The organism is Flavobacterium sp. C3NV, assembly GCF_046825355.2.
Lineage (GTDB): Bacteria > Bacteroidota > Bacteroidia > Flavobacteriales > Flavobacteriaceae > Flavobacterium.
The window spans coordinates 75,346-92,390 of the sequence record NZ_JBKQBJ020000017.1 but is presented as its reverse complement, the minus strand read 5'-3'; the positions used below and the strand labels follow the sequence as shown (position 1 = coordinate 92,390).

General features: G+C 33.6%; 16 protein-coding genes. 9 read left to right on the top strand and 7 right to left on the bottom strand.

The features are described from left to right. Positions 1-117 precede the first annotated feature (117 nt). The 3 genes from ACIDC4_RS20810 to ACIDC4_RS20800 all read left to right on the top strand — a co-directional run bounded on the left by ACIDC4_RS20810 (position 118) and on the right by ACIDC4_RS20800 (position 2,892). The gene (locus ACIDC4_RS20810; protein WP_412043683.1) at positions 118-804 is read left to right on the top strand and encodes a tetratricopeptide repeat protein; all 687 of its coding nucleotides are present in this window, start codon (positions 118-120) and stop codon (positions 802-804) included. 64 nt (positions 805-868) lie between these two features. Further along, positions 869-2,224, top strand: a complete 1,356-nt coding sequence (locus ACIDC4_RS20805) for a UDP-N-acetylmuramate--L-alanine ligase (protein ID WP_412043684.1) — start codon at positions 869-871, stop codon at positions 2,222-2,224. A 320-nt stretch (positions 2,225-2,544) separates the two neighbouring features. Beyond that, positions 2,545-2,892 (top strand): hypothetical protein, encoded by a 348-nt coding sequence (locus ACIDC4_RS20800; protein WP_412043685.1) that lies wholly within the window; start codon positions 2,545-2,547, stop codon positions 2,890-2,892. 67 nt (positions 2,893-2,959) lie between these two features. Here the strand turns inward: ACIDC4_RS20800 and ACIDC4_RS20795 are convergent, their stop codons facing one another. Then, a complete protein-coding gene (locus ACIDC4_RS20795) occupies positions 2,960-3,586 on the bottom strand; it encodes a DUF1287 domain-containing protein (protein ID WP_412043686.1) in 627 nt (208 codons plus the stop codon). Positions 3,587-3,715: 129 nt separating this feature from the next. On the opposite strand from ACIDC4_RS20795, the gene ACIDC4_RS20790 reads away from it, so the two are divergent. From ACIDC4_RS20790 to ACIDC4_RS20775, 4 genes are read left to right on the top strand one after another with little or no spacing between them, the layout of a single operon-like run. Next, positions 3,716-4,186: a GNAT family N-acetyltransferase gene (locus tag ACIDC4_RS20790; RefSeq protein WP_412043687.1), complete on the top strand. Its 471-nt coding sequence runs from the start codon at positions 3,716-3,718 to the stop codon at positions 4,184-4,186. Then, positions 4,187-4,876 (top strand): RadC family protein, encoded by a 690-nt coding sequence (gene radC, locus ACIDC4_RS20785; RefSeq protein ID WP_412043688.1) that lies wholly within the window; start codon positions 4,187-4,189, stop codon positions 4,874-4,876. Positions 4,877-4,879: 3 nt separating this feature from the next. Beyond that, entirely contained in the window at positions 4,880-5,566 is a 687-nt protein-coding gene (locus tag ACIDC4_RS20780; protein WP_412043689.1) for a YjjG family noncanonical pyrimidine nucleotidase, read from the top strand. Between the two features lie 2 nt (positions 5,567-5,568). Beyond that, positions 5,569-6,315, top strand: a complete 747-nt coding sequence (locus ACIDC4_RS20775; RefSeq protein ID WP_412043690.1) for a hypothetical protein — start codon at positions 5,569-5,571, stop codon at positions 6,313-6,315. Between the two features lie 15 nt (positions 6,316-6,330). Here ACIDC4_RS20775 and ACIDC4_RS20770 read toward each other — a convergent pair whose 3' ends face one another. Next, entirely contained in the window at positions 6,331-7,608 is a 1,278-nt protein-coding gene (locus ACIDC4_RS20770) for a replication-associated recombination protein A (protein WP_412043691.1), read from the bottom strand. Positions 7,609-7,760: 152 nt separating this feature from the next. Here ACIDC4_RS20770 and ACIDC4_RS20765 point away from each other — a divergent pair, with 152 nt between their 5' ends. Further along, positions 7,761-8,525 carry a rhomboid family intramembrane serine protease gene (locus ACIDC4_RS20765; protein WP_412043692.1) on the top strand — a complete coding sequence of 255 codons (765 nt, stop codon included), beginning with the start codon at positions 7,761-7,763 and terminating at the stop codon, positions 8,523-8,525. Positions 8,526-8,592: 67 nt separating this feature from the next. Further along, on the top strand, positions 8,593-9,099 hold the full coding sequence (locus tag ACIDC4_RS20760; protein ID WP_412043693.1) for a hypothetical protein: 507 nt from the start codon (positions 8,593-8,595) through the stop codon (positions 9,097-9,099). A 6-nt stretch (positions 9,100-9,105) separates the two neighbouring features. Here ACIDC4_RS20760 and ACIDC4_RS20755 read toward each other — a convergent pair whose 3' ends face one another. From ACIDC4_RS20755 to ACIDC4_RS20735, 5 genes are all read right to left on the bottom strand, one after another. Next, complete coding sequence (locus ACIDC4_RS20755) at positions 9,106-9,906, bottom strand: DUF2490 domain-containing protein (protein ID WP_412043694.1); 801 nt, start codon at positions 9,904-9,906, stop codon at positions 9,106-9,108. 42 nt (positions 9,907-9,948) lie between these two features. Continuing rightward, positions 9,949-10,683 (bottom strand): 23S rRNA (guanosine(2251)-2'-O)-methyltransferase RlmB, encoded by a 735-nt coding sequence (gene rlmB, locus ACIDC4_RS20750; RefSeq protein ID WP_072960607.1) that lies wholly within the window; start codon positions 10,681-10,683, stop codon positions 9,949-9,951. A gap of 85 nt (positions 10,684-10,768) precedes the next feature. Next, positions 10,769-12,145: a SusD/RagB family nutrient-binding outer membrane lipoprotein gene (locus ACIDC4_RS20745; protein WP_412043695.1), complete on the bottom strand. Its 1,377-nt coding sequence runs from the start codon at positions 12,143-12,145 to the stop codon at positions 10,769-10,771. Positions 12,146-12,162: 17 nt separating this feature from the next. After that, entirely contained in the window at positions 12,163-15,228 is a 3,066-nt protein-coding gene (locus ACIDC4_RS20740; protein WP_412043696.1) for a SusC/RagA family TonB-linked outer membrane protein, read from the bottom strand. Between the two features lie 311 nt (positions 15,229-15,539). Beyond that, positions 15,540-17,045, bottom strand: coding sequence for a SusD/RagB family nutrient-binding outer membrane lipoprotein (locus tag ACIDC4_RS20735; RefSeq protein ID WP_412043697.1), 1,506 nt, complete (start codon positions 17,043-17,045; stop codon positions 15,540-15,542).

The window sequence follows — 17,045 nt, the reverse complement described above, 5'->3', positions numbered from 1 at the left end:
TATATAGAGTGCGGTTTTGTCTAAAAGGTTGGAAAAATGGTAAAATAAATTTCGTACAAATTACTAATTTATCTTCAAAACTAAATGTTACGTTTTATATTTCCCTATTTTTGAAACATGAAAAAGCTGCTACTCATTTTTTTATTTGTACCAATTTGTATTTGGTCACAGTCTAATTTTGAAAAAGCAGAAAAGTTATACCATGCAAAAAAGTATGATGAAGCGCAGATTATTTTCGAAGGAGTTTTAAAAAGCAAACCTTCGGATATAAAAACGATCGAGTATTTGAGTGAAATTGCAGCGCATCAAAAATCATGGGGAAAAGGCGGTGAATATTTCAAGAAATTGAAAGAATTAAAACCAACAGAAGCAGATTATTTTTATAAATACGGAGGCTGTCTGGCAATGCGGGCAATGGAAGTGAGCAGGCTAAAAGCTTTGGGAATGGTGGGTGAAATGAAAGAATCATTTGAAAAAGCTATTATTTTAGATCCAAAACACCTTCCGGCCAGATGGGCATTAATCGAAATATATTTGCAATTGCCGGGGATTTTTGGCGGAAGCGAATCAAAAGCAATTTCATATTCCAATCAGTTAGCGCAATTATCGCCTGTTGATGGTTATTTATCGAGAGGCAGAATAGATGTTTACTTTAAGAGATATACGGCAGCCGAAAAAAACTTTATAAAGGCTCATGAAATTGGTAAATCAAAAACCACGTTTCAAAAATTATATAATTTATATTTGAATAATCTAAAAGACACTAAAAAAGCAAAGGAATTAAAACAGAAATTCGAGGCTTAATAAATGTCAAAATTGAATTCCATTTGAAGATTGGAATTTGAAATTTTAAAAAATTGGAACTTAAATGAGAACACATTTCATCGCAATAGGCGGGAGCGCTATGCACAACTTAGCATTAGCATTACATAATAAAGGATATAGAGTTACGGGTAGCGACGACGCTATTTTTGAACCATCAAAATCAAGATTAGAGAAAAAAGGAATTCTGCCGGTTGAGTTGGGTTGGTTTCCTGAAAAAATAACCGCTGATATTGATGCGATAATTTTAGGAATGCATGCCAAAGCTGATAATCCTGAATTGCTAAAAGCGCAGGAATTAGGTTTGAAAATATACTCTTATCCTGAATTTTTATACGAACAATCTAAAAATAAAACGCGTGTTGTAATTGGAGGTTCTCACGGAAAAACAACCATTACTTCGATGATTTTGCATGTTATGCATTATCATAATATCGAAGTTGATTATATGGTAGGAGCACAGCTTGAAGGTTTCGACACAATGGTGCATCTTACCGAAGAAAATGATTTTATGGTTCTGGAAGGTGATGAATATTTATCTTCTCCTATAGACAGACGTCCGAAATTTCATTTGTATCAACCTAACATCGCTTTGATTTCAGGAATTGCCTGGGATCATATCAATGTTTTTCCAACGTATGAAAATTATGTAGAACAATTTGAAATTTTCATAGCTAAAATTACCAATGGAGGAATTCTGGTTTATAATGAAGATGATGCAGAAGTAAAGCGCGTTGCTGAAGCTGCTACAAACCCTATTCGTAAACTGGCTTATACTACCCCAAAATACAGTGTAAATGATGGTGTAACTTTATTAGAAACTCCGGAAGGCGATATGCCAATTGAAGTTTTTGGTGCACACAATTTAAATAATCTGGCTGGTGCCAAATGGATCTGTCAAAACATGGGCGTAGACGAAGCTGATTTTTACGAAGCAATTGCGAGTTTTAAAGGAGCATCTAAACGTTTAGAAAAAATTGCCGAAGGAAAAGGAAAAGTAGCGTATAAAGATTTTGCGCATTCGCCAAGTAAAGTGGCTGCAACTACAAAAGCAGTAAAAGAGCAATACCCAAACAGAACTTTGGTAGCTTGTTTAGAATTGCATACTTATAGTAGTTTAAACGCTGAATTTTTGAAAGAATATGAAGGAGCTTTAGAATATGCGGATGTTGCTGTAGTTTTCTATTCTCCGGATGCTGTAAAAATTAAGCAACTCGAAGAAGTAACTTACGAGCAAATTGCAACAGCTTTTAATCGTAAAGATTTAATTATTTATACTAATCCTGCAGAGTTCAAAGAATATCTTTTCAATTTAAATCTTGATAATTCTGCTTTGTTATTGATGAGTTCAGGAAATTACGGAGGATTAAACTTTGATGAAGTAAAAGGTTTAATTGAGTAGTTTTATTTGAAATGGATAGGAGAACTAATGACATAAAACAAAAAAAAAGACAGTTAAAAAATGAAATAAAACGCAGTGATAAAAAACTGTATAAGTTATTAGTTGGTTTTTCTATTTTTGGAATTCTAAACTGGTTTGTGTGGTATAACCAGTATCTAAATGAGGGAATTATTAGCGATATAATATTTATTTATCTGCCAATTTTATTGGGAATGATTTTTTTTTATTTTAAGTTTAATTCTTTTGTTAAATATTATTTAGATACAACATCAATCCTGGATAAAATTGGATGTTTTTTGTTTTTGTCTTTAATAGGTGTCATGATCTCTTTTGTTAGTTTTGGAACAGTATCTAATATTATTTATAAAACTTTAATGGATTATTCGATTAAGGATAAACCAACAGAAATGCAATCTTTTACTATCGACAGGTTTATTTACGGATCTGGAGGAAGAAATAGTATCAATCGATTTTCTCGAATTAAATACCATGATACAACGGTGCAAAATGGTAGCCTTAGCCTTAGCAGGTTTGACGGTGATGATTCGGAAGTTATTGTTGAATTACGAAATCTGGATCGCAACGAAATCAAAAAAAAGACATTAGTTTTGTATACCAAAGAAGGTTTTTGGGGTATAAAAAAGATTATAAATTATAAGATTAATTAATATAGCTAAAATGCCAATTACTATTTGTAACTGGCATTTTTTTTAGTTTAAATTGGAATTTAGAATTTTATTCCCAATACCTATAATGTCCAACAATTTTATATTCAAACAAGCAATCCTGTAAAACTTGTCCGTTACCAACATTGTGTACAATGAGATTTCTTTTTCCATCACTGGTTTTTTTGCTGGTAACGATTCCAATATGTGGTAATTTGTTATTAATGAGCCAGGTTACGATTTCACCTGTCTTGTAATCTTTTGGATCTTGGGTTACAGGAAGTTTTTCTCCTTTTCTTTCAAAGAAAACTTCCAAATTAGGAACTCTTCTATGGTCGATATTAGTGTCCGTTTTTGTCATTCCCCATTTTTCTAAATTTGGATATTTAGAAAAATTTTCGATCATATCTTCGTGAACTTCTTTTTGTAAATCGATACCTAATATTCGGTACGAACGAATAATAACATCGGTGCAAACGCCTTTATTTTTGGGTACATCTCCGTTAGGATATTCAATAGAAAAATAAGCAGGATCATAATCTATTGAAGGGTCAATTATTGATATTGCTGCATTGGATAATTTCTCGGCAAAATTTTTCGCTGCTGTTGGTGCGGTTTGCGAGTAAGAGATACTTTTTTCTTTTTGATTACATGAAAATAATAAAAAAGTTATGACTAAGGTGTAGCAAAATTTCATTGTAAATGTGGCAGGAGTTTGGTTAGGAGTGTTTTGAGTTCTAAAGTTAATTAATTTGAAAATAGTAATGATTTTTTATGACTGATTTTTCTTATTTTTAGATATATTAGCCTTTTAGATTAAAATAAAATGAATTCAAAAATAAAGATCGTAAAAACAACTAGTGAAAACTCTGATTTTATATCATTAATAAAAATATTCGATGCTTTTTTATGGGAGCGATATCCTGAGTTAAAGAAGGATTATTGGGGGAATAATTTAATTGAGTTTAATGCCAATGTTATTCTTGTTTATTTAGATGAAAAACCTGTTGCCAGCGGCTGTTTTAAAAAATATAATGAAAATACAGTAGAACTAAAACGCATGTTTGTTTCGCCGGAAGCAAGGGGTTTAGGTTTGGCTCAACTGGTTATCAAAGAGCTGGAGAAAGAGGCTATAGATCAGGGTTTTGAAGTGATGATTTTAGAAACCTTGTACAAGCAAAAAGAAGCGATTAGTTTGTACCAGAAAACAGGTTTTGAAATTGTAGAAAACTACGAACCGTATGTGGGGTTGTTGAATAGTATTTGCATGAGCAAATCGATTAATACATTACAATAAATGGAAAGTACTTTTTTCCGAATCTCAGACTGGTCAGAAGAAGATCGTCCTCGTGAAAAATTAATGCTTAAAGGTAAAGAGGCTTTGAGCAACGCTGAATTAATTGCTATTTTAATTGGTTCCGGAAGTCGCAATGAGTCTGCTGTAGCTTTGAGCAAAAGAATTTTATCCAGTGTTGATAGTTTGAATGCGTTGGGCAAAATGTCAGTTTCGCAATTAATTAATTTTAAAGGAATAGGAGAGGCTAAGGCAATTACAATTATTGCCGCATTGGAGCTGGGTCGTCGCAGAAGAGCCGAAGATGCTGTTGATTTAATAAAAGTTACTTCTAGTAAAAAAATATTCGAAATGATGCAGCCTATTATTGGTGAATTAGCACATGAAGAATTTTGGGTGCTTTTTCTGAATAATTCTAACAAGATAATTTCTAAATCCCAACTTAGTAAAGGAGGAATGACGGGTACAATTGTAGATGTGCGTCTTGTGTTTAAATTAGCACTCGAAAATGGTGCTACAGGCCTGATTTTGTGTCATAATCATCCGTCAGGTAACTTAGAACCCAGTAAAGCTGACAAAGAAATTACAAAAAAACTAAAAGCGGCAGGTGAGAGTTTAGATGTTAAAGTTTTAGATCATTTGATTATTACTGAAACAAAATATTATAGTTTTGTAGATGAAGGAATTTTTTAACAGATGAAGACAAATATTACCGATGTTTTTTTTGATTTAGATCATACCCTTTGGGATTTTGATAAGAACTCAGAGATGGCTTTCGATCGAATTTTTAAGAACAGATTTCCTGAAATTAAAATACAGGATTTTATAGAAAAATATGCTCCCATAAATCAGGAATGCTGGAAGCTCTATCAGAATGATAAAATTACTCACTTAGAGTTACGGTATAATAGATTGAAGTTTTCTTTTGATGCTTTAAATATTGAAATCTCTGATGAAAATATCAATCAAATTGCAAATGATTATATAGAATTTTTAACGGATAATAACCATCTTTTTGATGGTGCAATTGAAGTTTTAGAATACCTGAGACCAAAGTATAGACTCCATATCATTACCAATGGTTTTGCCAATGTTCAGGATAAGAAAATTACTAATGCGTTACTTTCGGGATATTTCGAGACTGTAACAAATTCTGAATTGGCGGGTGTAAAAAAGCCAAATAGTATTATCTTTGATTATGCTGTAAATGTTGCTAAAGCATCGAAAGAGAATAGTATAATGATTGGTGATTGCCTTGACGCAGATGTCAATGGGGCTTTAAATGCTGGTCTGGATGCTATCTTTTTTAATGAAAAAAAAATTACGGCCCCGGAAAATATAAAACAAATAAACCATTTATTAGAACTTAAAAAATATTTATAATTATGAGAATAAAATTTTTGTTGATAGCACTTCTTACCTCGGTGATTGGATTTTCACAAAGTGTTAATGATTACAAAGCAGTTATTGTGCCTTTAAAGTATGATTTTCTTAAAACAGAAAACCAATATAGGTTATCAACGATGACTAAGGCCAATTTGCTTAAAGCGGGTTTTCAGGCCTTTTATGGAAATGAACAACTTCCTGCAGAATTTGGTGATCGTTGTGATTTGCTCTATGTTGATGTAAAAAGAGATAATGGTTTTTTAGTTACTAAACTTTTTATAGAGTTTAGAGATTGCTACGGTAAAGTTATCTTTACTTCTCAAGTAGGAAAAAGCAAAGAGAAAGAATATGAATCTGCTTACAGAGAAAGTCTTGAATTGGCATTTGTTTCTGTAAATGCACTACAATATAAATATAATGGAAAAAGTGCTAATACTGTAAAAACAGCAACTGCTTCTATTCCTGCAACTGTTCAAACTGTTGCAGCAACAGCGGTTGTATCAGCTCCGGTTGCAGATATGACAGATCCTAACTTATTATATGCACAACCTACAGAAAACGGATACCAACTAATTGACAAAACGCCTAAAGTGGTAATGAAGTTGTTAAAAACATCTCGTCCGGATTCCTTTATTGCAATAAAAGATGGTATTCAGGGGTCATTGAACGCAAAAGACAATCAGTGGTTTTTTGAGTATTACAAGAATGATCAATTGGTATCTGAAAAAGTGGTAGTAAAATTCTAAAAAGATAAATACGGTTTAATAACCGTATTTATCTTTCCAACGGTTCTTTAAAAATTCGCGGTTGCTATTCTCTCTAGAATTATTTCCCGGATTATAAAGAACCGTTTGTTTTATAGCATCAGGTAAAAATTCCTGTTCGGCAAAATTATTTGCATAGTCGTGCGAATATTTATAATCATCGCCGTAACCTAATTCTTTCATAAGTTTAGTTGGTGCATTTCTTAAATGAATAGGGACAGGTAAATCACCGGTTTGTTTTACCAATTGCTGTGCATTACCAATTGCCATATAAGACGCATTACTTTTTGGTGAGGTTGCCAGATAAATAGCGCATTGGCTTAATATAATTCGGCTTTCCGGATAACCAATGGTAGTTACAGCCTGAAAAGTGTTATTGGCCATTATAAAAGCCGTGGGATTTGCATTTCCGATATCTTCACTAGATAAAATAAGCATCCTTCGGGCAATAAATTTTACATCTTCACCACCTTCAATCATTCTTGCCAGCCAATAAACTGCTCCATTTGGATCGCTGCCACGGATCGATTTTATAAAGGCCGAAACAATATCATAATGTTGCTCACCACTTTTGTCATACAAAACAGTGTTTTGCTGAACCAGTTCGAAAACCCTATCATTCGTGATAATTATTTCATCACCTGAAGAAGCGTTAATAACCAGTTCAAAAATATTCAATAATTTCCGTCCATCTCCGCCAGAAAGTCGGAGTAAGGCTTCCGTTTCTTTTAATGTAATATTTTTTGAAGCCAGATAAGTATCTGTTTTCATGGCACGATGTAATAAAGCTTCTAGATCTGCTTTTGTAAAAGCATTTAGTACATAAACCTGGCAGCGTGACAATAATGCAGGAATCACTTCAAAACTCGGGTTTTCGGTTGTCGCACCAATAAGTGTAATCCATCCTTTTTCTACAGCAGCCAAAAGCGAATCTTGTTGCGATTTACTAAATCGGTGAATCTCATCAATAAATAAAATAGGATTTTTTGCCGTAAATAATCCGCCGCTTTGTTTGGCTTTTTCGATTACATCACGAATATCTTTTACGCCCGAATTTATAGCGCTCAAAATGTAAAATGGGCGCTTTGATTCCTGAGCAATAATTTGGGCCAGAGTTGTTTTTCCTGTACCCGGAGGACCCCAAAATATCAATGACGGAATGATTCCTTTCGAAATTTGTTGCGTTAGCGAGCCGTTTGGTCCAACCAAATGACTTTGACTAATATAATCTTCTAATTGCTGTGGGCGAATACGCTCGGCTAAAGGTGCTTCCATTTTGTAAAATTACTATTTCAATTTTAATTTCATAGTTAAAAAAGGGTTACAAATCATAACAAAGGGCATAAAGGCTTTAGCTGACAAATTATCAGTAAATTGTAATTGGATAGTTTTTTGATATTGTCTTTTTAACTTTATTTTCAAAAACAATGAATGATAACCACTTTAAATTTTCAAATGCCGTTATTGGTCTTCCTGTTTTCTTTGTTCTTTTTTTGTGGATTGTTTATTGGATGCAGATTCGCTTCGATTTTGATTTTTATCAACATGGTATTTATCCTCGCGACTTTTCAGGTTTACAAGGTGTTTTGTTTAGTCCTTTTATTCATGAAAATCTAGATCATTTATATAATAATTCTATTCCACTACTTGTATTATTGGCGGCTATGCAGTTTTTTTATCCAAAGCAATCTTTTTCTGTTATTGCTTTCGGAATTTTATTTTCGGGTTTAATAACCTGGGTTATCGGTCGTGAAAATTATCATATTGGTGCAAGCGGATTGATTTATGTTTTGGTAAGTTTTATTTTTTTTAAAGGAATTCAAACTCGTTATTATCGGTTAGTGGCACTTTCACTATCAGTAATTTTGCTTTATGGCGGAATGATTTGGTATGTTTTTCCTGATGTTGATAAAACAATTTCGTGGGAAGGCCATTTGGCTGGTTTTATTACCGGATTTGCAATGTCTTTATTTTATAAAACTCCGGAATATGCAAAACCTATTGTTTATGAATGGCAAAAGCCTGATTTTAATCCGGAAGAAGATGCGTTTATGAAACATTTTGATGAAAACGGAAATTTCGTAAACACTGAAATACCAGAAGAAGAACCCCAATATTTTTCAACTTATTATAATTCTGATGTTTTAGTTAATTATACTGTAACCAAAACAGAATCAGGGGATAAAATGTAAGATGGCAAGATTTGAATTCATTTAAAAAGACTATTTTTGTTAGTGTTCTAATTTTAATCAATGTGTTATGAGAAAAATAAACTTTACAATTGTTTTTTTATTATTCTTAATTAGTTCAAAAAACTATGCGCAATGCGATATAAAGAATCGAGTGCTTGCTGATGGAACGATGACGTACTATTTCGAGCCTGCTAATTTTTATACCACAGAATCAAAATCATTAAAGATTAATATCGTAACAGATAAAGAACATTTTTTTATATCATTGCAGCCTTCGCCATTTCCCGCTAAAAAAGATGGTGTTAAGATTAAAGATGATTTAGTGATTCATCTTGCGGATAAAAATATTTATAAATTAACACATTACGATACTCAGTACAGAAATAATGATTCAGTGATGCAAGTGCTTTATTTAATAGATGAAAAAGATATTGAAGCTTTTTCTAAGTTTGAAGCTGTCGTAGCTGAAATTAATATGCAAGGAACAGAGTTTGTTCGTAATTATGATTTCAAATTACATAAAGATGCTATAGTAAAACAGCTGGCTTGCTTTTTGAAAAAAGATGATAAATAAAAAATACTAATCTTCACTTGAAGCTTCGTTTTTATGATGTACCTTTTTATTCAAGTTTTTAAATAGATTATTAAAAGTAACAGTCAAAGATGCCGCATTCACAATTTGATTTTCCTTGTCTCTGGGTAGATATTCGTTAGAGTAAGTTGCTTCGATTTGTATATCATCACTAAATAAATATCCTGCACCAAGATTTAGACGGTTTCGGTCAAAGAAGCTAAGGCCTGTTACTTTTGTTCCTGATTTAAAGAAGAGTTCATCTGAAGCAATGGCATAAACAACACCTTCTCTTAAAACTTTACTGTTTATGGGTTGAATGTATTTTATTTGTTGACGATATCTTAAAACATTATCATAGTCTCCGTCTTCATTTCGCATATGTCTCAATTCCATTCTCATTCTGGTACTTAATGTGTAACCTGTTTTGTGAAAATAGTAAATTCCTTGCAAGGCAAATCTAACTTCGGGAGATTTAAACTGACCAATTTCCGGAACATCTTTATTATAATTGTAAGCAATGAAAGATGAAAATTTCCAGCGGGGAGAAAAGTAGTAATGTCCCCAAACTCGTGCCGAACGCTGTATGTTTTGTTGAAAAATATTAGAAGAAGATTCTGTGCTGCTATAGACGGCTCCAAGATTTAATTCGGCCGACCATTTTTCATTGATCGTTCTGTTAAATTGAATTTCATTCCAAAATTGGTTGTATGTAGTAGTTTGTCCGTAATTAATACTTGTAATCAATACAATTACAAGTATTAAACCGGTTCTTTTTGATGATATGTTGTGAGTAGGGTTTAAAGACATTAATTATTATATTTATTTGTCAACCTAATTCCTCAATACTATTTAGCTTCTTTGTCTGACAGTCTCGTATAAAAATGCGCCACAAGCTACAGAAACGTTTAGAGATCCTATTGATCCAAACATTGGTAATTTTGCTTTTTCATCAACGATTTTAAGTACAGAAGGGTTTATTCCTCTTTCTTCAGATCCCATGATAATAGCTACAGGTTCGTTTAATGTAACGTCATATATATTCTGATCTGTTTTTTCAGTTGCGGCAACGGTTTTGATACCTGATCCCTGAAGATAAAAAATAGCATCTTTGATATGTTCAACTTTGCAAATTGGCACATTAAATACAGCTCCTGCGGATGTTTTAACGGTGTCTCCGTTTACTGGGGCAGAACCAGATTTTTGTACAATGATTCCGTTTACACCAGTACATTCTGCTGTTCTGATAATAGCTCCAAAATTACGGGCATCAGAAATCTGATCTAATATTAAAAATAATGGTTTTGTACCAGATGCAATGGTTGATTCAACTAAATGTTCCAGTTCTATAAAACCAATAGGAGAGATGGTAGCAACTGCTCCCTGGTGATTGTTTGGAGTTAATCGATTTAATTTTTCTACAGGTACGTATGAGAAATTAATGTTAGCGCGTTTCATCACTTTCATTAAATCTTTCATTAATTCTCCTGAAATCTCTTTTTGTATAAATACTTTATCGACTTCTTTACCTGCTTGAATTGCTTCTATAATGGCTCTAATTCCAAATATTTGATGTTCTTTTTCCATGGGACAAATATAGGGATAATGTTGATATAAAAAAAAACCACTCTGAATGAACAGAGTGGTTTAATGTATTTATTTGAGAAATAAATTAGTCTTTATCCCACCAAAGTTTAGTAGTTACATTACTAACTACAGTAGCATTTGGGTTATAATTTCTTTCATCCGAAGGAGTTGGGAATCTTACAGGAATCGTTTTAGTGTTAGATGATTGGTTTGCAACTAAAGCAGGGAAACCAGTTCTTCTGTAATCATTGTAAGGTTCCATAGTCAAGAAAAGTGCATTATACTTTTGTTGAATGATGTTAGCTAAAGTTACTGTTGAAGTTGCAGTAGCTAAGAAAGCTGGAGTTGCAGCGGTTCCTGTAACTTTTAGTACTGATGCAGCAACAGCAGCTTCTAAAGCTGGTTGAGCATTTTGTCCTAATCTGAATTTAGCTTCAGCTTCGATAAATTTAGCTTCAGCATAAGTTACCATTCCAACTGAACTGTTGGCATCAGCATATGCCAAACCAATGTATGAAGATGATGTTGTGTCTAAATCATTAGCAGCATTACCAGTGTAATTTCCGTTATCATCTTTTGCAATTGCGAAAGGTAATCTTGGATCTGCAGTATTTTTTAAACCATCAACAAAAAACGCTCCTGTTTTAAGGTAATTTGCACGGCTATTATCAAAAGCGTACCATTGATTAAGTCCATTTGATGTTCCAGGGAAAAAAGTGTTAGCGTCATCTGCATTAGAAGTAATTCCAGATGCATTGATGTAATCTAAAGCTTTTTGAGCAGCACCTGTGTCAACTTGTGTTAATCTTAATGCGTATCTTGCTTTTAATACGTAAGCAACTTTAATCCATTTTGCAGTATTTCCAGCAAAGATAAAGTCGTCAGCTCCTGGTTTAGAAGTGTTACTTGCAGCAGGTTTGCTTAAGTTAACAATAGCTGCATCAAGAATAGTTTGTAATCTTGCGTAGATTTCTTGTTGTGTATTGTATTTAGGTGATTTATTACCTTCTTCGCCTTTGAAAGCTTCATCATAAGGAATATCTCCCCATAAGTCAGTTGCGTATCCTAAGTTTAGAGCAGTCAATACTTGACCAATACCATTATAGTAAGGAAACTCAGCTGCGAAATCACGACTTAAGATATGACCACTTATTAATGTTGTTCCGTATACTGTATTCCACTCGTTATTTACATCTTGTTCAGTAAGAATATAACGTTGAATGTCTCCTAATTGTCCAACACTTGTACCAGCAAGATGTTGATCAAAAATATTTGAAGTTCTAATTAGACCACTTGTATGTGTAGAAAATGTAGAAACTTCCATAGCAGACAACAATAATGTTGGTGTAGTTGTTATAGGAGAATTTGGATTTTCGTTAAATGTGTCTAACTCTGTCTGGCAGCTAGTTAGTAAGCTAATACCAACAGCTGTAAGAATTATACTTTTTATATATTTTTTCATTTTTATTTATTTTAAAATTAGAAGCCTACTTTAAGAGTCATGATAAATGATTTGCTACCTGGATTGTTGAAGTAGTCTAATCCGTTGATTCTTGAACCAGCACCTGTTAAACTTGTTTCTGGATCTACACCTTTGTAATTAGTGTCTAGCCATAAGTTTCTACCTGTAAATGAAATTTGAGCAGAATTGATTGCAGTAAATCTTTTTACATCAAAATCATAGCTTAAAGTAACATCACGAAGTCTTATCCAGTTAACCTCAGTTACCGCTTCTTCAGCAGCTCCACCACCATCTCCTAAATATTTTTGGAAGTAGTTTTTAGCTGTAATTGCGATATCATTTTTAGTACCGTCAGCTTTAACACCGTCAATTACATAAGTACGCTCTCTGTCTGCAGATTCTTCAGAAACTCCAAAATTATGCATTCTCGCTAGTGTACCGTTGTAAACAGCACCACCATGTCTGAAATCCAATAAACCTGATATTGTTACTCTTTTGTAAGAGAATGTGTTTCTTAAACCTCCTGTCCATTTTGGAGCAGAGTTACCTAGGTTACCAGTTTCTCCGTCAACAACAGCCAAACCGTCAGTTCCAATAATTTTGTTGCCATTTGCGTCACGTGCCCATTTAGTACCATAGAAACTTCCTAATGGTTGGCCTTTAACAGCATAGTATCCAATTGATCCAAAAGCAGATTCAATAGAAATTTCAGTTAATCCACCTGCGATGTCAGTAACCTCGTTCTCATTTTTAGACCAGTTTGCATTGATATTCCATTGGAAAGCATTTCCTTTTTTGAAAATATCGTATCCTAATTCAACTTCTAATCCTTTATTTACTAATTCAGCTCCATTTTGGTATACTGATGTAAATCCGCTTGATGCTGGTAATGGTAAAGTGATTAACAAATCTTTAGAAGTTTTGTAATACGCGTTGATGTCAAATGTTAAACGGTTGTCTAAGAATTTAGTACTTAAACCAACTTCATGACCTAATACTCTCTCAGGTTTTAAATCTTGGTTTCCTAATCCTCCTGATACTGCCATTCCGTTTATTCCATTATAAGGAAAGCTTAAACCGTCTGTAAAACCATCAGTCATAAATGGTTGAGAATAAGTAGTTATTGTTCGGTAAGGCGCTGGTGCAATACCTACTTCTCCATAGCCATACGTTAATTTTGCAAAACTAATTACTTCTGGTAAATCAAATGAGTTAGTTAAAACCCATGATGCAGATGCTGCAGGGAATATAGCATTATTAGCATTTGATCCGTAAGTTGAAGACCATTCTTTTCTGATAGATCCCGTTATAAAAAGTTGGTTTTTTACGTCGAATTCTAATTGACCAAAAATTGCTCTAGACATTATGTTTTCTTCATAGTTAGAAGCATATAGCTGAGTAGCATTTGACAAGTTGTAAACTCCTCTTACGGCAAGTTCCTTACCTCTTGAGAAAACATCAGTATTTTGACCAGAACGTAAGTTAAGACCTGCAGTATAGTTAATTTTTAACCACTCAGTTTTTAATGGCAATAAACCACTTGCAATAAAGTCTGCATAATATTGTTTGTTGGTAATGTTGTTAAAAGCAACTTCTCCAATACCTGCAAGATTATCACCATTTGATGAAATTGCATAAATTTGTTTACGATAATCTGAGTATGCATCGATACCTCCTTTTGCAGTCAAAGATAAATATTCACCAGGAGTATAAGTTAAGTACATATTTCCTAAAACACGATTTACATCACTTGTCGCTGGGTTTTCGTTTACAGTAAAATATGGGTTGTCATAAGAAGCAAAGTAGTTTTGATTGTTTCCTAATGCATCTTTATAATTTCTTAGATCGTAGTTTCCTACTGAACGTAATAAACTCAACATAACTCCAGAAACGTTACTTCCGTTTTGAGCCAATGTGTTAGTTGTATGAGTGTATTGTAAGCTAGCACCTGTTTTCCATTTGTCGTTCAGTTTTAAATCTCCAACAACTCTTAAAGTGTTTCTTTTTAATCCTGTTTCAGGAACCATACCAGTTTGGGTTACGTTACCGTAAGAAGCTCTGTAAGTTGCTTTATTGTCTCCACCATAAAAAGCGATGTTGTTATTGTATGTTAAACCTTCTTGAAAGAAGTTTCCAACGTTATCATACATTGGTACACCTAAAGTAGATGCAGCTGGTCCCCAGCTTTGTGGTGTGTTAGTAGGGATAGAAGTTGCAGTAGCACTAGTACCTTGTACATATTTACTTTGTCTCGCAGGTAGTTGACTTACTTTGTCAATTCCTAATGAAGTTGAGAAGTCGATTCCTAATCCTCTTCCTGCTCTACCTTTTTTAGTAGTATAAAGAATTACACCGTTACCAGCTCTTTCTCCATATAATGCAGCTGCTGCTGGTCCTTTTAGAACAGTAACGCTTTCTACGTCATCAGGGTTGATATCTAGAGCTCTGTTTGAGTTGTTGATACCAGATAAGTTGGCGTTAAAAGGGTTGTCACCAGCTGTAGTCTGGCTAGTAGTGTTGTCAATTGGTACACCGTCGATAACAATTAAAGGATCAGAGCTTCTGTTAATTGTATTTACACCACGAATGATGATCTTACTAGATGCTCCTGGAGTTCCACCAGTTCCAATAACTTGTACACCAGCAGCTTTTCCTGCCAATGCCTGAAGAACGTTTTGCTCACCAGATTTAGTAATTTCGTCTCCTGTAACTTTAGATACAGCATATCCAAGTGTTTTTTCAGATCGTTTAATACCTAATGCGGTTACAACCACACCTTCTAGTTCTACTGAGTCATCTTTTAATTTTACATTAATTGAAGTTGAACTTGCAGCTACTTCTTGAGTTTTCATCCCGATGTAGCTAATTACCAAAATTTGGTTTGAAGATGCTTTGATAGAGAATTTACCATCAAAGTCTGTTTGTGTTCCTGTTTTAGTTCCTTTAACTAATACACTAACACCTGGTAAAGGCATTCCTGTATTGTCAGAAACTGTTCCAGAAACAGCTCTTTCTTGCGCGAAAGTAAGTTGCGCAATTAGTACTAATAAAAGCACTAAGAATCCATTGAACTTTAGTTTCATTTTTAAATATTTTGAATTAGTTCGACAAAAATCTTAATAATTTGTTAATCTACCTAATATAAAAAGCTTTTTTTTTAGTTAAATTATGATTTTACTATAAGATATTGTTTTTTTATAGTTAAAAAAGATGTGTAAATTGTAAATTCGTATTTTTTTGCTTCAAATATGATAATAATGAAAAATAATGTGATTGTTTAAAATGTTAAATTTAAGAAAATAGTGGTTATTATTCTTTTTTTTATAACTTTTACACAAAAAAACCACCCTTTTTAGAGGGTGGTTTTCTGTTAAATTATGTTAGGATTACTATTTTACTTATCCCAGAAAATTTTAGTGCTTAATTTATCACCTCCAATTGAAGTTGATGCGGCATTGTAATTTGTAGCATTTAATGTTTGCTCTCTAATAGGATATGCCATTCTTGAAGGTATCTGACCTTCAGCTGCAGCATCTGCATTTGCAGCTAATGCTAAAACCGGGAAATTTAGTCTTCTGGTAGATGTCCATCCTTCAAAACCTCTGTTAAATAAAGCGTACCAAGCTTGTTCTCCAACTCTTTGCTGCCATGTTCCTGTTGCTGTAGCATAAGCAACAGCAGGCTGGCTTAAATAAGCGTCTGCATCTGCTGTTGAAACCCCCCAGTCTTGCATAGAAGCTCTGATTGCGGCTTCATAGTGCGAAGCGATAGATCCTCCTACTGCAACTCCTCTTCCTGAAGCTTCAGCTAATAAAAACTCTACTTCGGCATAATCTAATAAAGTACCACTAAAATCCGGAGCTTTAATTTTATCGCTTGCATGGGTGAATCGGGATTGAGAATTTTTTGTTCCTACTATTCCTCCTCTGTAACCTGTAATCGTTATCAGCTCTTCTGTAACAGGATCCTGATCCTTATAGGTAGGTCTGAAATACTGAGTTTTTCTAGGGTCGTTTAATGTTACTAATGCATCGACAAATGGTTTTGCAACAACAAAATCATTTCTTCCGGAAAATACCATATCTACATAAAGTGGATTTGTGTTAGGAAGGTTTAGCATATAAGGTAGTTTTGCATTGTCAGCATTTGATGTGAATCCGCCTGCGGCACCAGATATAATTGTAGCGTCAGCAATAGCGCTTTCTAGTCCGGATGCTTTTAAGTTTACTCCTAATTTTAATTTAATACTGTTGGCAAATTTAACCCAGGCATCTAAGTCATCTTTGTAAATAACTTCGGCATCGCCAAATGCGGATGATGAAGTGTCTATGTTTGCAATGTCGTTGTTAAGACGGGTAATTAAGTCTTTATAAATATCAATTGCTTTGTCATACTTAGGTAGATAATTTTCTGCTGCTTTTAAAGATTCTGTATAAGGAACATCTCCAAAAGTGTCTACTAATACTTGATAAGTGTAAACCATCAGGATATCAATTAATATTAATTGATTTTTCTTTATGATAGTTTTTTCAGCAAATTCAGGATCTGTAGGATCTATTACTTCTTTTTCTATGAAAGCTTTTGCTTGTGATAAATCAGCTAATGGTCCTGCGTATAATCTGTCCCAGTGATTATCAGAAATTTTACGCGTTACCCAGTTGTAGGTAGATTCATCCAGATAAGTAGTTTCTGTCCATTGCTGGTTTACTAACCTAAAGATGTTTCTATTTACATTAGTATTAACAAGCTGTTCGGTAAGGTTTTTTTCTGCATTTGTGAATAAAGTACTGGCAGGGACTACAGAAGGGTTTTTGACATCTACATTTAGGTCTGTTAGGCTACTATCATCACAAGAAACTGTGAGAATCATAATTCCTAAAGCATATATTAATTTTTTCAT